The following is a 13,871-nucleotide window of genomic DNA, read 5'->3' on the forward strand; positions in this document are numbered from 1 at the left end:
CGCCTCCGGGCACCTCACCAGGCAGGGAGCTTTCCATGACCTCCGTGACAGCCAGGACGTCCCCGCAGGTGAAGGTCCCCGCTCCGCACGGCGTGGCGGAGGAGGAGGCACGCCGGACCCGGCCGCTGCCGCTTCCACGAGCCCGCGGTGCCCTGAGCGCGGCCCTGCTCGCGACGCTCACCGCCGGACCGCCCTCGGCGGACTCGCAGGCACGTGTCGCAGCGCTGCGGGAAGCAGCTGCCGACCTCGTCCGGCGGGACCGCGACGCTCTCCAGGACGAAGACCTTCAGCTCGCGCTCACCGTGCTGTACGAGCTGCACCACCGCGGTGTCGACGGCGTCGACGACGCGTGGGAGTGGGAACCCGGGCTGCTCGCCGTCCGTCAGTCGCTGGAGCGCCCGTTCGAGGCTGCGCTGCGGTCCCGCGCCGGGCAGCCGAGCTGCGAGGAGACGGACGCCGCGGGCGTGGCCCGTCGCCTGTTCCAGCTCGTCGCGGCCGACGACGCGCCGAGCCTGGCGCGCTACGTCGCCAAAGACGCCGACGCCGAGCAGGCACGCGAGTACCTCGTGCTCAAGTCGCTGTACCAGCTCAAGGAGGCAGACCCGCACACGTGGGCCATCCCCCGCCTGGCCGGCGCGCCCAAGGCCGCGCTCGTCGAGATCCAGACGGACGAGTACGGCGGTGGCCAAGCCGGTCACATGCACGCGGAGCTCTTCGCCCGTGCCATGCGCGGTGCCGGTCTCGACGACGCGTACGGCCGGTACGTCGACGCGGTACCCGTGCCGGTGCTCGTCGCCCTCAACACGATGTCGCTGTTCGGTCTGCACCGACGGCTCCGGGGCGCGATCGTGGGACACCTGGCCGCGTACGAGATGACGTCGTCGATCCCCAGCCGCCTGTACGGCAACGGGTTCCGCCGCCTCGGCCACGACGCGGACACCACTCGCTACTTCGACGAGCACGTCGAGGCCGACGCGGTGCACGAGCAGATCGCCGGCCGCGACCTGGCCGGCCGCCTCGCCGAACAGGAGCCGGGCGTGCGCGACGACATCCTCCTCGGTGCCGCGGCCTGCTTGGCCGTCGAGGGGGACGTGTCCGCCTTCGCGCTCGACCGCTGGGGGCGGGGCGACTCCTCGCTACTGGTCCCGCTGGACGACAGCCCGGCACGCCCGGACCTCGGGACCCCTGCGCCGTCCTAGCCGACCCAGCACGCGTGCGGGCCTGGTCGAAAGTGTTCACTCCGGGAGACAGGGGGTACCGGTTGAGACCGTCGTACTCGGTGGTCGTCCCCACCCTCGGCCATCCCCGGCTCGGCCTCCTGGTCGCCTCGGTCCGTGAGACGACCGCGCGTGGCCAGGACCCGCTCGACGTGCTGGTGATCGACGATCGCCCGTTCGGGGCGCGCGGGCCGAACCAGGCGCTGGACCTGGGCCCCGGTCCGGTCCCCGGTGTGCGGGTGGTGCGCAGCGGAGGACGAGGTCCTGCGGCCGCGCGGAACGTCGGCTGGCGTTCGACCCGTACGGAGTGGGTGGTCTTCCTGGACGACGACGTCGTGGTGTCCGCCCTCTGGGCCGCGGCGCTGGTGCGGGACGTGACGGCGGCCGGGCCGGACGTCGCCGCGCTGCAGGGGCACCTCCGGATACCGCTCCCTGACGACCCACGGCTGGCCGGGCCGGAGCACGCCCGCTGGGCCACCACGGACATGGTCTTCCGCCGGGCCGCGCTCGAACGGGTGCACGGCTTCGACGAACGCTCCCGGACGGCGGACGGCGGGGACGCCGACCTCGCCCTGCGGCTGCGCACGGCGGGCTGGCAGCTCGGCCGGGGCACCCGGTCCGTCGAGCGATCGGTGCGACCCGCCAGGGACCTCGCGGGCTTGCGCACCGAGACGCACAACGCTGACGACGCCCTGCTACGTGCACGCCACGGCGGCTCCTGGCGCGCCCGTGCCGAGGTGGGGCCGGGGCGCCTGCCCTGGCACGTCGCCGCCGTGGCGGCCGGCCTGACCGCCCTCACCGCAGGAGTGGCAGCGGCCGTCCTCGATGCACGCGAACCGCACGTCGCCCACGCCGTCGCGGCGCTCGCGGGCCTGGTCTGGGTGGCGCTCACCGCAGGGCTCGCGTGGGAACGGGCCCCGCGCCGGACGGTCCTGACGAGTGCGCTGGCCCCGTTCGCCGCTGTCGCCTACCGAGCCCGCGGGGCGTGGCGGTGGCGCCAGGGCCTGGGGCGCACGGTTCCCGCGCGGCCCCTGCCGGTTCGCGCCGTGCTGTTCGCCAAGGGCGCCCTGGTGCGCGTGGTGCCCGACGACGCGGGCCCGGACGTCGTCGAGCCGCTTCCCGGCGCACGGCGCGTCCTGAGAGGACTCCGGGCGGACGGGATGTTCGTCGGCCTGGTGTGGGATCGGACCGACGCCGGGTGCGGTCACCTGACCGTCGCGCAGGCGGACACCGTGGGCCGGGAGATGCGCCGCGTGCTGGGCCGGGTCGACACCTGGCAGCTCTGCACGCACGCACGGACAGAGGGCTGCACGTGCCGCGAGCCGGAGGCCGGGCTGGTACTCCGGGCGGCGGCCGAGCTGGGGGTGCTGCCCGCGGAGTGCGCCGTGGTGGGAGACGTCCGCGACGGCATCGGTGCGGCGGTCACCGCCGGCGCGCGGAGCATCGTCCTGCCGACTGACGCCGGGTGGGCCTGACGGTCATGCCCACCCCGCCGCGCTTCCTCGTCGCCCTGCACCGCCGCTGGTCACGCCACCCGCGCTGGGCGCTGGCGATCAAGGGTTCGCTCGCGGCGTCGCTGGCATGGGTCGTCGCGGTGCTCGCACCGGCGCCGTTCTCCGACTACCCGTACTACGCACCCCTCGGCGCGCTCATCGCGATGTCGAGCACGGCGGTCCGCTCGGTCCGGCAGTCCGCCCAGGCGACCGGAGCGGTGCTCCTCGGTGCGGTGCTCGCCCAGGGGGTGGACCTCGTTCTCGGCTCCAGCACCCTGTCCGTCGCCCTCGCCGTGGGGCTGGCCCTGCTGTGCTCCGGGTGGCGGCTCTTCGGCGAGATGGGTCGCTGGGTGGCGACGTCGGCGCTGTTCGTGCTGATCCTGGGCGGGTCGGAACCGCTCGAGTTCATCACCGTCTACTCGGGCCTGATCGTCGTCGGCGCGGTGATCGGCACCGCCGTCAACCTCCTGTTCCCGCCACTGCCCCTCACGCCCTCGGAGGATGCTCTGGACCGGCTGCGCAGGGTGCTCGTTGACCAGGCCGAGGTGCTGGCCGACCGCCTCGAACGGTCGGGCCCCCTGGTCGCCGACGAGTGGCGGCGACGACGACGAGCCGTGGCGCCGACGACCGACCGGTCGCACGGCGCGATGGCACAGACCGACGAGGCGATGCGGGTCAACCTGCGTGGGCATCGCTACAGCGGATGGGCCGGTGCGCAGGCGGGGCGCGCGGAGGCGCTGTGGACCGCCGCCGACGTGCTCGACGAGGTGGTCCGGCTCCTCGCCGAGTGGGAGCACACGGACCGCGCGGACGTGGCTCTCGGCCCGGAGATCCGCCCGGTCCTGGCGACGACGCTCCGCTCGTACGCTGCCGCGCTGCGGTCGGACCGGGACGACGACTCCGCGGACGGGGCCGCCGAGGCCGTCTCCCGGCTGGCCGACGCGGTGCGCGCCGCCCGCGGGGACTCGGGAGACGACCTGTTCGTCGCCGGGGCGCTCGTCGTCGCCCTGAGGCGGGGCGTGGATGCGCTGGGCGACCGCGGTCCCGCTAGAACAGACGGCCACCCGTGATCTCAATGCGGTCGCGCGTGGGGCGGACCTGATGCTCGGTCCGGGACTCGCACTCGCCTATTCCCGACCGACTCACCACCATCGGACTGGCCGACCGACCTCGACTCGTCCGTGTCCAACCACCGCTCCAGCTCGGCCGGGGTCATGTTCACGACGTCGTCGAACTCGTCGCTCACGAGTCGTCGTCCAGCGCGGACGGCTTGTGCACCGCGTCCTTGCCCGTCTTGTCGCTGCGCACGCGGTACTGCGGGTGCTCCTTCGAGGCCCGGACCGTCCGGCCGGCCGCCTCGGTGTCCTCGGTGATCTCCTCCACCACCTCGCCGTGCACCGTCTGCCCGTGACTGGACCACGTCACCTCGTCGCCCCTGTGGGGCTTCTTCTCACTCATGCGCCCACTGTGTGCCGCCCGCCGGCGACTCGCACGGCAGGCACCACACGCGCGTCAGCTCTCCCGAACGCATGACCGCGCCTGGCCGGACCCGCGCGGTCAGCGGTTGGGCTCCGCCCCGGAGATGTCCGCGAGCCCGGAGTCCGGGTCCAGGGCCACGGCGAGGTCACCGATGGAGAGGATGCCGACGGGGTCGCCGTCCCGGACGACGGGTACGCGGCGGACGGCCTCCTCGCGCATCACCTGCACGGCGGTGGCGACGGACTCCTCGGGGCCGACCGCGACGACGAACGTGCTGGTCACCTCCAGCACCGGGGCGTCGTGCCCCTTCCCGGCGGCCAGGCCGCGGACGACGAGGTCACGGTCGGTGACGATCCCGGCCAGGCGCTCGCCGTCCCGGACGAGGACCGCCCCGATGTCGTGCTCGGCCAGCGCGCGGGCCGCGTCCTGGAGGGTGTCGGTCGCCTCCAGGACGACCGGGGCAGGGGTCATGAAGTCGGCGACGGTGTGGGTGGTCATGCCGTCCTCCTTCGTTCGCTGCTGCTTACCTGCTGCTCCACGGGCTGCGTGGTCGGTCAGCGGTTGGGCTGCGCCCTGGAGATGTCCGCGAGCGCGGAGTCCGGGTCGCGCTCGACGGCGAGGTCGCCGATCGAGACGATCCCCGCGAGCACGTTCCCGTCCAGAACGGGTGCGCGGCGGACGGCGCCCGCGCGCATCACCTCGACGACGGTCTCCACGGGGTCGCCGACACCGACGGTGATCACCTTGTCGGTCGTGACCTGCTGCACGGTCGCGTCGGCGTCCAGGCCGGCGGCGAGTCCGCGCACGACGAGGTCCCGGTCGGTGACGACGCCGACGGCGGTGGGGCCGGCCCGGACGACCAGCACCCCCACGTCGTGCTCGGCCATCAGCCGCCCGGCCGCCTCGAGCGTCTCGGTCTGGTCGATGGTCGCGGGTGCCGGGGTCATGACATCGGCGGCGGTCTGCTTGGCCATGTGCGTGTCTCCTTGGCTGGGGAGCCGGCGGCGGTCTGCTGCACCGGCTCCCCCACCGTGTCCCCGGGCGGCCCGACTCGCACGAGGAGGTGTCCTGCGCGCCGGCCGGGATGCGGGTGGGTCTCGACCGGGTGAATGTGGAGAAGGAGCCGCCTCGAGCGGCCACCCGCATGTTCGAGGACCGGTGCGCGACCACGAGGAGGACTTCCCCATGCGAGCACTCACCTGGCACGGCCAGAAGCAGGTCGGCGTGGAGACCGTGCCCGATCCTGCGATCCAGGAGCTCGACCCGGCCGCCGGCCGCGCGGGCGAGGAGGGCGCATGAGCACCGCCACGGTGGCCGACCACCTCGTCGAGCGGCTGCTCGACTGGGGGGTCGAGCGGGTGTTCGGGTACGCGGGAGACGGCGTCGACCCGCTGCTGGCCGCCCTGCACCGGCAGCAGGACCGCATCGAGCTGGTCACGGCACGCCACGAGGAGATGGCCGCCTTCATGGCGACGGGCCACGCGAAGTACGGGGGCGGTACCGGCGTCTGCCTGGCTACCCAGGGGCCCGGTGCCATCCACCTGCTCGAAGGCCTCTACGACGCGAAGCTGGACCGCAAGCCGGTCGTGGCGATCGTCGGGCAGGTGGTGAGCACCGCGCTGGGGTCGGGCTACCTGCAGGAGGTGGACCTGCAGACCCTCTTCAAGGATGTCTGCGCGCAGTACCTCCAGGTGGTGTCCGCACCCGACCAGCTCCCGCACGTGCTCGACAACGCCTTCCGCACGGCGCAGGCCACCTCCAGCCCGGTCTGCGTCGTCGTCCCGCACGACGTGCAGCAGGCCGATGCCCCGGCACGCGACCAGCAGGAGCACGGGATCGTGCGGTCGTCGACCGCCTACTCGGCCGGACGGTTGCTCCCGGACGAGGACAGCCTGCGGGCGGCGGCCGAGGTGCTCGGGTCCGGCGAGCGGGTGGCCGTCCTGGTCGGCCAGGGCGCGGCCGGGGCGGAGCGCGAGGTGCGCGACGTCGTCGAGCGCCTCGGCGCAGGACTGACGACGTCACTGCTCGGCAAACCCCTGCTCGACGAGTCGCTGCCCTACCACTGCGGGGTCATGGGTCACCTGGGCACGACCGCCTCCGCCGAGCTCATGGCAGGGTGCGACACCCTGCTCGTGGTGGGCAGCAACGACCCGTGGACCGAGTTCTACCCCGCGCCCGGGCAGGCCCGCGCCGTGCAGATAGACGTCACGCCCCGCAACATCGGCACCAAGTACCCCGTCGAGGTCGCCCTCGCGGGCGACGCCGCCGCGACGCTCACCGCGCTCGCTCCCCTGCTGCCCGAACGCCCCGGCTGGCGGGCGGACGTCGAGCGCGCGGTGTCCGCCTGGCACGACGTCGCCGACCGCCGGGCCGCCCAGCGGTCCGGGCGGCTCAACCCGCAGCACGTCGTCCGCGAGCTGTCGGCGCGCCTGCCCCGCGACGCGCAGGTGGCCGTCGACGTGGGTTCGGTGACGTACTGGTACGCCAGGTTCCTGCGGCTGCCCCCGGGCGTGCCCGCCAACCTGTCGAGCACCCTGGCGTCCATGGGCTCCGCGATGCCGTACGGGATCGCGGCCAAGCTGCTGCACCCGGACCGCCCCGTGGTGGCGCTGGCCGGCGACGGCGCGATGCAGATGAACGGGCTGTCCGAGCTGATCACGGTCGCGGACCGCTGGCGCGACTGGGCCGACCCGCGGTTCGTGGTCCTCGTGCTGCACAACGGGGACCTCGCGGAGGTCACCTGGGAGCAGCGCGAGATGGAGGGCGATCCCCGGTTCCCGGCCTCCCAGCGGGTACCGCCCTTCCCCTACGCCGGCTACGCGGACCTGCTCGGCCTGCACGGGCTGCGCGTCGAGGAACCCGGCCAGGTCGGCGAGGCCTGGCAGCAGGCGCTGGCCGCCGACCGGCCGACCCTGATCGAGGCGGTGGTGGATCCCGACGTCCCGCTGCTACCGCCCCACCGGCCCGGGTCCACCGTGGAACGAACGCTGGCAGGCCTGGAGCAGGAGCCGGACCCGGACCAGGCGCGCGCCCTGCTGATCGAACAACGAGAAGACGAGAGACGAAAGAGGACCCGATGAACCAGGACAACGCCTTCCCCGCCCAGCAGCAGGAACCCCCCGGCACGACGGGCCGGATGAACCCCGAGCCCGACCACGGTGAGGCCAGCTACGTCGGCAGCGAGAAGCTGGTGGGCTACAAGACGTTGGTGACCGGTGGCGATTCCGGCATCGGGCGCGCGGTCGCCATCGCGTTCGCACGGGAGGGGGCCGACGTCGCGATCTCGTACCTGCCCGAGGAGGAGCTGGACGCGCGCGCCACCCAGGAGCTGGTGCAGGCCGCCGGACGGCGCTGCGTGCTGCTCCCCGGGGACCTGCGCGACGAGGCCACGGCGCGCGAGGTCGCTCACCGGGCCGCGGGTGACCTGGGCGGGCTCGACGTGCTGGTCAACAACGCTGGGTACCAGATGGCACGCCGCGAGTCCGTGGCGGAGGTGACCACCGCCGACCTGGACCGCGTGCTCAAGACCAACCTGTACGCCCTGTTCTGGGTGACCCAGGCCGCCCTGGACCACCTGGGTGAGGGCTCGGCGATCATCAACAACTCCTCGATCCAGGCCTACCAGCCGTCCACGTCACTGCTCGACTACGCCGCCACCAAGGCCGCGATCAACAACATCACCGTCAACCTCGCCGCCGAGCTGGGGCCGCGAGGCATCCGGGTGAACGCCGTCGCGCCCGGGCCGATCTGGACCCCGCTGCAGCCCGCGACCCAGCCCGAGGAGAAGATCACCGTGTTCGGCACCGACACCCCGCTCGGCCGGGCCGGGCAGCCCGCCGAGGTGGCACCCGCGTTCGTCTACCTCGCCTCACCCGTCACCGCGTCGTACGTCTCCGGGACGGTGCTCGGCGTGACGGGCGGCAAGCCCGTCTTCTGAACCGGGTCGCTCTGGTCTCAACCGGCCGGAGTTTGGGTCCCCTTACCCAGCCCTGTCGGTTACCGGTCATTAACGCTACGGTCGAGGTGAGTCAGGACGCGGCTCGTCAGCGCACGGCGCATGAAACGGCTGCACACATGACCGCAGAACCCCTGGAGATCGAGCGTGCCCTCACGCTCGGCGCCAACCACGCCATCGGACACTACCGGTACGACCTCACGACACAGATCTGGTTCTGGTCGGACGAGGTCTTCCGGATCCATGGCTTCGAGCCCGGCGACATCGTGCCCACCACCTCCCTCATCCTCGCGCACAAGCATCCCGACGACCGGCTCCGCGTCTCGCGCATCCTTGCCCACGCCGCCGTAACCGGTGAACCCTTCAGCAGCGTCCACCGCATCATGGACGCCAAGGGCCAGGAACGGACGCTCACCGTGATCGGGCGAGGCCGACGTGACACCACGGGCCGGGTGACCGAGCTGGTCGGCTACTTCGTCGACGTGACGGCCGGCATCACCACGCAGGCCAACAAGGCCGCTGACGCCTCCATCCGGGCGTCGGCGGTGACACGCGCGTCCATCGAACAAGCCAAGGGAATTGTCGCTATCACCCTGGGCATCGACCCCGAGGATGCGTTCGAGCGGATGCGTGGCACATCGAATGACACCAACGTCGCAGTGCGCGACGTCGCCCAACGCATCGTCGACCTGGCCGGCAACCGAGGCACGCCCCAGGACGTGCTGGCCGTCTTGAGCCCTGTCGTGCCCGCGACGGACGTGGTGCCCGGCGACTAGCACAGCCCTTCGGCGCCGCGACGTCGCCGCAGGGATAGGAACGGCTTGGGCGACCATCGCGGATACGCCTGCGAGCAGCCGGGATCCCGTCGGACGGCATCAGTTCCTCCGCGCAGCCCAGGCACTGATCGGTGCCGCCGCCAGCGTGAAGACCAGTGCCAGCGCGGCCACGCCGAGCATCGCGCCGCGCAGGTCGCTGCGTTCGGCGAGCAGGCCCACGTAGGCCGGGCCGAGCAGGAAGCCCAGGTAGGCGGTGGCGGCGACCGTCGACGTGGCCCGGCCGTGCCGACCCGGCTCCGTGCCACGCAGGCTGCGGCTCAGCAGCGTGGGGAACAAGGTCGCGGTGCCGAGCGCCGCCAGCACCAGCCCGACCAGGGCAACAGCCACCCAGGGTGCGGCGGCCAGCACCACGGTGCCCACCGTCGCCAGGACGCCACCACCGACCAGCATCGCGACCGGGTGGCTGCGTGAGAGGGGTGCCAGGCTCAGGCGTGCCAACGCCGCGGCGGCAGCGAAGGCCGCCGGGGCCGCGGCCGCGAGCCCGGGCGAGGCGGTGAAGACGTCGGTGAGCAGCACCGCTCCCCAGCTCTGGTGGGCGTTCTCGACGGCGTAGGCCAGGGCGGCGACCAGTCCGAGGACGAACAGCGGCGACGTCGGGCCGATCCGGCGAAGCATGCCCGCGAGGCTGCGTGAGCCAGGAGGCGCCGCCACCCCGGGGCCCTCCGGTACCTCACGCTCCTGGCCGGCCTCGCCCCGGTGAGCCGGTACCTCCAGCGACGCGCTGGCCAGCCAGACGACCGCGACCAAGGCACACACCACCACCGCGACCACGGCGAAGGCCAGCAGCAGGGACGACCCCGTACCCAGCAGCGCCCCCGTGGACAGGCTGGCGATCACCACGCCCACGGAGAACAGCCCGTGGGACCGCGTGAGCAGCGGCTTGGCAGTCGCATGCTCCGCGCGCCCGGCCAGGGTGTTGATCGCCACGTCCGCGGCCCCCGAGGCGGCGCCGACCACGAGCATGCCGATCACCAGCACCACCATCCCGTCGGCGGCGGTGATGAGCAGGCCCGCGCCCACCAGCGCGGTCAGCAGCCACGCCGCCACCCGCAGCCCGAAGCGATCGACCGCGCGTCCGGTGAGGGCCATCGTCGGCAGCGCGCCCAGGCCGACGAAGAGCAGGGCGGTGCCCAGCTCGCCGTCGCTGACCCCCGCCTGGGTGCGCAGCGCGGGCAGCGCAGCTCCCCACGCCCCCCAGAAGATGCCGAACGCGGCGAAGGCGGCGTAGGGCGCGTACGCCGCGCGACCACCGACGCGTGGCGAGCGCTCCACGGAAGAGGCCTTGTCCCGGTTCGACGCCATGAGATCAGGTGAGCCCGTGGCCGCCGTTGACGGTGACCTGCTCGCCGGTGATGAAGGAGGCGCCCCCGGAGGCCAGCCACACCACCGCGGCGGCGACGTCCGCGGGAGTGCCCATGCGCCCCAGCGGCACCCTCGCGGTGTAGGCCTCCAGGAACTCCGGCGGCGTGCCGGCATGGCGCTCGACGGGGATCCACCCGGGCGCGACGGCGTTGACGGTGACACCGTCGGGCGCCAGCTCGCGCGCCCACGTGCGGACCAGGGCGAGCTGAGCGGCCTTGGCCGCCGAGTAGGCGGACCACCCGACGTCGGTGCGCTGGGCCAGGTCCGACCCGACCATCACCACACGGCCACGGCCCGCCGCGCGCATCCCCGGCAGCACCGCCTGCACCAGCAGCAACGGGCTCAGCGTGAAGAACCGCAGGGGCAGCAGCAGGTCGTCCCAGGTCATCCGGTCGACCGGGACCTCCGGCTGCGGGCCTGTCGCGCACGGAACCAGCACCCCGACCGGCCCGAGCCCGTCCTCGGCGGCGGACACCACGGCCCGCACCCCCTCGGGGGTGGTGACGTCCCCGGGCGCCAGGACGGCGCGGCCTCCGGCGGCGCGAACGGCGTCGACCACACTGGCGGCACCCGGGCTGTCCGGGAGGTCGTTGACCGCCACGGCGTGCCCGCCGGCAGCCAGCGCCGCCGCGATGGCGGCGCCCAGGCCGCGTCCCGCGCCGGTGACGAGGGCGGGCGGACGGGGCACGGAGCGGGAACTCGCGTCGTGACTCATGAATCGTAACGTTACACAAGTAGGCTGTCCGCTGTGAACACACCTGGACGACGACGGCCCACCGTCAAGGACGTGGCCGAGCAGGCGGGGGTCGCGCCGATGACGGTCTCCTACACGTTCAACCACCCCGCCCGGGTCGCCGAGGCCACCCGGGCCAAGGTGCTGGCGGCCGCAGCCGACCTGGGCTATCGCCCGGACAGCACCGCCCGCGCCCTGCGCTCCGGGCGCGCCCAGCAGCTCGGGGTCGTGGTCGGCGAGCACCTGTCCTACCTCTTCGACGATCCGCAGGCGACGCAGTTCCTGGCCGGGATCGCCGAGGTCTGCGTCAGCGAGGACCTGGGCATGGTGCTCATCCCCACCCGCGGGGACGCCTCCGACGTCGACCGGGTGCTGTCGGCGGCAGTGGACTGCTACGTGCTGTGGACCACCGTGGCCGACGACCCGGTCCTCGCCGCCGTCGCGGCCGGCGGGCGACCCGCCGCCATCCAGGGCGGCCCCGCCCACCCGGGGCTGGTGCGCGTCGGGCCCGACGACCGGGCGGCCGCCGCGGCGGTCGCGGCCGCCACGCCGCTGGCCGACGCGACCCCCGTCATCATCAGCTTCCCCCTGGACCGACGCCGCACCGGCGGCGTACTCCGCGGCGGCGGCCTGCCCCCTGACCTGACAGACCTGGAAGCGGTCCCCTTCCCCGTCACCGGGGCCCGACTGGCCGGCTACCGCGACGCGCTTGCCGAGGCCGGACAGGACTGGGGCGACGTGCGGGTCGCCGTCGTCGAGCGCAACCAGCGCGACCTGGGTGCGGGCGCCGCCGCAGCGCTGCTCGACGCGCTGGAGGACTCTGGCCCGGTGGTCGTCCTGGCGATGAGCGACGAGCTGGCGCTCGGCGCCCGTTCAGCGCTGAGCCGCACAGAGCGTGCGGTGACAATCACCGGTTGGGATGGTTCGCGGGAAGCTGCCGCCGCGGGGGTCTGGTCCGTGGCGGCCTCACTGCGCGAGCAGGGCCGCGCGTGCGCGCAGGCGGCCCTGTCGGGCACGCTCGATGCACCCTCGGTGCCATGGACGGTCGTCGCACCCGACGATCGGCCGGGCGCCTTCCGGTAGGCGACCTTGCTGACCAGACCACCCCGCGGGGATCGCCCCCAAGTCCCGGGTCGAACGACGGCTCGAGACGATAGACCCTGACGCCGCAAACCAGCTCACAGCTACTTTATGCGGACACGACGGCGACGAGATCGGAGAAGCGCTTCTTGCTTGCGTCGACCTCTACCGCCGGTGGACCGACGGGATCGACATCGCCTTCCATCGAAATGAGGCCGCGGCGAGGCTCGCGACGCAGTACCTGGACGAGGTCATCGATCGGCTCGGCGCTGGTCTGGCGCACGGGGGCGCGAGCGAGTTCCACGATTGAGAGCACCCCGGTGTGCCGTGCCGGCCGCAGACACCTGATTGAGCTCTACCTCTCCGGGTGGGTACGGCCGGCTCCCCCGCCCACGCCGTCGCGTGGCGAGACATCGCCTCGAGCATCCGGCTCCGCCAGGCACGGCGAGGTGGCCCCGCACCCGGAGCGGGTGCGGGGCCGGTGCTCAGGCCTTGGCCTCGCCGACCACGTCGTCGCCCCCGAAGACTGCCCGGACAAGCAGCTGGGTGGCCTGCTGGAAGGCTGCGCCCATCGACATCGTGGCGTCGTCCACGTAGTACAGCGCCCCGGTCAGGGTTCGACTGCCATCCGGGGCGCTGTACATGAGCGCGGCGTGGCCTGCGATACCGCCGTTGTGGGTGATGACGGTGCCGCCGGCCTCGGTGGGCTGCACGAACACGCCCAGGCCGTAGCCCGCCTTGGGGTGCGGCGTCAGCATCTCGGTCAGCAGCTCCGCGGGCAGCAGCTTGCCGGTGACCAGCGCGATGATGAACGTCTGCAGGTCCTGGGTGGTCGAGATCATGTCGCCGCCGGTGGCGATCCAGGACGGGTTGTGCTGGCTGACGTCGACGGTCTTCTCCGCGCCGCCGTCGTCGTACCGGTAGTAGGCGTGGGCGTACGGGGCGGGGATCTCCTGCGAGGTGCCCGGCAGCACCGTGCCGGTCAGGGCGAGTGGCCCCAGGACGAGCCGCTGCGTCTCCTCGGCGAGCGAGCGCCCGGTAACCCGCTCGATCAGCAACCGCACCAGCACGTAGTTGGTGTTGGAGTAGCTCCAGTCCGTGCCCGGCTCGAACCGCGCCGGGTTGGACAGTGCGATCCCGACGAGCTCCTCCGGCGCGTACGTCCGGAACCGGTTGTCCACCCACTCCTTGCCCGACTGCGTCGCGGGGATACCTGGCACGAACGTGCCGTCGTCGTAGTACTCACCGGTGAAGTTGAAGACGCCGCTCGTGTGCTGGAGGAGCATCCGCAACGTGATGCGCGGGTCCAGCCCGAGCTCGGGCAGCTCGTCGTGCACCGGCCTGTCGAGGCCGAGCACGTTCTCGCCCACCAGCGCCAGCGCCACGGTCGCGGCGAAGGTCTTGGTGTTGCTGCCGATCCGGACGTGCCCGTCGACCGGCGGCAGGGTGTCGTCGCCCAATGCCTGCCGGCCGGCTACGCCGGTCCAGTCACCCCGCTCATCGTGCACGCGCACCTGCATACCGGTGAACCCGGATCCGACGATCTTCTCGATGTCCCGCTGCAGCTGCTCGCGGTCGACCGCCTGCGAGGCGGGGAGGGATGGCGCGGTCATGCGTGGCTCCGTTCTATCTGGGGAAGGTGGCGGCACCGGCAGGACGTCGTCCCGGCCGCCTCGCCTATCATCGATTCCGGCCAAACCGCACAACAACGGCGAA

15 protein-coding genes are annotated in these 13,871 nt (G+C 73.1%); 7 read left to right on the forward strand and 8 right to left on the reverse strand.

Features of this window, described 5'->3' with window-relative positions; translation table 11 throughout:
• Positions 1-35 precede the first annotated feature (35 nt).
• From H291_RS0113570 to H291_RS32580, 3 genes are all read left to right on the forward strand, one after another.
• Positions 36-1,199, forward strand: coding sequence for an iron-containing redox enzyme family protein (locus H291_RS0113570; protein WP_157236854.1), 1,164 nt, complete (start codon positions 36-38; stop codon positions 1,197-1,199).
• 80 nt (positions 1,200-1,279) lie between these two features.
• The gene (locus tag H291_RS34195; protein ID WP_020015551.1) at positions 1,280-2,692 is read left to right on the forward strand and encodes a glycosyltransferase; all 1,413 of its coding nucleotides are present in this window, start codon (positions 1,280-1,282) and stop codon (positions 2,690-2,692) included.
• A gap of 5 nt (positions 2,693-2,697) precedes the next feature.
• Entirely contained in the window at positions 2,698-3,780 is a 1,083-nt protein-coding gene (locus tag H291_RS32580; RefSeq protein WP_157236855.1) for an FUSC family protein, read from the forward strand.
• Positions 3,781-3,782: 2 nt separating this feature from the next.
• Here the strand turns inward: H291_RS32580 and H291_RS33355 are convergent, their stop codons facing one another.
• The 4 genes from H291_RS33355 to H291_RS0113595 form a co-directional block, all read right to left on the reverse strand.
• Positions 3,783-3,956 carry a DUF3140 domain-containing protein gene (locus tag H291_RS33355; RefSeq protein ID WP_084468026.1) on the reverse strand — a complete coding sequence of 58 codons (174 nt, stop codon included), beginning with the start codon at positions 3,954-3,956 and terminating at the stop codon, positions 3,783-3,785.
• Complete coding sequence (locus tag H291_RS0113585) at positions 3,953-4,168, reverse strand: DUF2945 domain-containing protein (RefSeq protein WP_026365727.1); 216 nt, start codon at positions 4,166-4,168, stop codon at positions 3,953-3,955. Before H291_RS0113585 ends, H291_RS33355 begins: the two co-directional genes overlap by 4 nt.
• A gap of 99 nt (positions 4,169-4,267) precedes the next feature.
• Positions 4,268-4,687 (reverse strand): CBS domain-containing protein, encoded by a 420-nt coding sequence (locus tag H291_RS0113590; protein ID WP_020015554.1) that lies wholly within the window; start codon positions 4,685-4,687, stop codon positions 4,268-4,270.
• A 56-nt stretch (positions 4,688-4,743) separates the two neighbouring features.
• On the reverse strand, positions 4,744-5,163 hold the full coding sequence (locus H291_RS0113595; protein WP_020015555.1) for a CBS domain-containing protein: 420 nt from the start codon (positions 5,161-5,163) through the stop codon (positions 4,744-4,746).
• Between the two features lie 321 nt (positions 5,164-5,484).
• Between H291_RS0113595 and H291_RS0113605 the strand changes: the two genes are divergently transcribed.
• From H291_RS0113605 to H291_RS0113615, 3 genes are all read left to right on the forward strand, one after another.
• Positions 5,485-7,269, forward strand: coding sequence for a thiamine pyrophosphate-requiring protein (locus H291_RS0113605; protein WP_020015557.1), 1,785 nt, complete (start codon positions 5,485-5,487; stop codon positions 7,267-7,269).
• A complete protein-coding gene (locus H291_RS0113610) occupies positions 7,266-8,126 on the forward strand; it encodes an SDR family oxidoreductase (RefSeq protein ID WP_020015558.1) in 861 nt (286 codons plus the stop codon). The genes H291_RS0113605 and H291_RS0113610 overlap by 4 nt, the downstream gene beginning before the upstream one ends.
• Positions 8,127-8,263: 137 nt before the next feature.
• A complete protein-coding gene (locus H291_RS0113615) occupies positions 8,264-8,920 on the forward strand; it encodes a PAS and ANTAR domain-containing protein (protein WP_020015559.1) in 657 nt (218 codons plus the stop codon).
• A 99-nt stretch (positions 8,921-9,019) separates the two neighbouring features.
• On the opposite strand, the gene H291_RS30030 is transcribed toward H291_RS0113615, so the two are convergent.
• Entirely contained in the window at positions 9,020-10,252 is a 1,233-nt protein-coding gene (locus H291_RS30030; RefSeq protein ID WP_232216042.1) for an MFS transporter, read from the reverse strand.
• Between the two features lie 34 nt (positions 10,253-10,286).
• Positions 10,287-11,057: an SDR family NAD(P)-dependent oxidoreductase gene (locus H291_RS0113625; protein ID WP_051109422.1), complete on the reverse strand. Its 771-nt coding sequence runs from the start codon at positions 11,055-11,057 to the stop codon at positions 10,287-10,289.
• Between the two features lie 33 nt (positions 11,058-11,090).
• Between H291_RS0113625 and H291_RS30035 the strand changes: the two genes are divergently transcribed.
• The gene (locus H291_RS30035; protein ID WP_033325963.1) at positions 11,091-12,158 is read left to right on the forward strand and encodes a LacI family DNA-binding transcriptional regulator; all 1,068 of its coding nucleotides are present in this window, start codon (positions 11,091-11,093) and stop codon (positions 12,156-12,158) included.
• Positions 12,159-12,264: 106 nt separating this feature from the next.
• Here H291_RS30035 and H291_RS0113635 read toward each other — a convergent pair whose 3' ends face one another.
• Together H291_RS0113635 and H291_RS0113640 are read right to left on the reverse strand one after the other, a co-directional pair.
• Positions 12,265-12,438, reverse strand: coding sequence for a hypothetical protein (locus tag H291_RS0113635; protein WP_157236856.1), 174 nt, complete (start codon positions 12,436-12,438; stop codon positions 12,265-12,267).
• Between the two features lie 202 nt (positions 12,439-12,640).
• A complete protein-coding gene (locus H291_RS0113640; RefSeq protein ID WP_020015564.1) occupies positions 12,641-13,768 on the reverse strand; it encodes a serine hydrolase domain-containing protein in 1,128 nt (375 codons plus the stop codon).
• Between the last annotated feature and the right edge of the window lie 103 nt (positions 13,769-13,871).

The sequence above is a fragment of the Promicromonospora sukumoe 327MFSha3.1 genome (assembly GCF_000385135.1).
GTDB lineage: Bacteria > Actinomycetota > Actinomycetes > Actinomycetales > Cellulomonadaceae > Promicromonospora > Promicromonospora sukumoe_B.

Excerpts from the sequence above, each read along its gene's own strand:
- H291_RS32580 (WP_157236855.1), top strand. The coding sequence starts at position 2,698 with ATGCCCACCCCGCCGCGCTTCCTCGTCGCCCTGCACCGCCGCTGGTCA.
- H291_RS0113590 (WP_020015554.1), bottom strand. The coding sequence starts at position 4,687 with ATGACCACCCACACCGTCGCCGACTTCATGACCCCTGCCCCGGTCGTC.
- H291_RS0113640 (WP_020015564.1), bottom strand. The coding sequence starts at position 13,768 with ATGACCGCGCCATCCCTCCCCGCCTCGCAGGCGGTCGACCGCGAGCAG.
- H291_RS0113615 (WP_020015559.1), top strand. The coding sequence starts at position 8,264 with ATGACCGCAGAACCCCTGGAGATCGAGCGTGCCCTCACGCTCGGCGCC.
- H291_RS0113605 (WP_020015557.1), top strand. The coding sequence starts at position 5,485 with ATGAGCACCGCCACGGTGGCCGACCACCTCGTCGAGCGGCTGCTCGAC.
- H291_RS0113595 (WP_020015555.1), bottom strand. The coding sequence starts at position 5,163 with ATGGCCAAGCAGACCGCCGCCGATGTCATGACCCCGGCACCCGCGACC.
- H291_RS0113610 (WP_020015558.1), top strand. The coding sequence starts at position 7,266 with ATGAACCAGGACAACGCCTTCCCCGCCCAGCAGCAGGAACCCCCCGGC.
- H291_RS0113625 (WP_051109422.1), bottom strand. The coding sequence starts at position 11,057 with ATGAGTCACGACGCGAGTTCCCGCTCCGTGCCCCGTCCGCCCGCCCTC.
- H291_RS0113570 (WP_157236854.1), top strand. The coding sequence starts at position 36 with ATGACCTCCGTGACAGCCAGGACGTCCCCGCAGGTGAAGGTCCCCGCT.
- H291_RS0113585 (WP_026365727.1), bottom strand. The coding sequence starts at position 4,168 with ATGAGTGAGAAGAAGCCCCACAGGGGCGACGAGGTGACGTGGTCCAGT.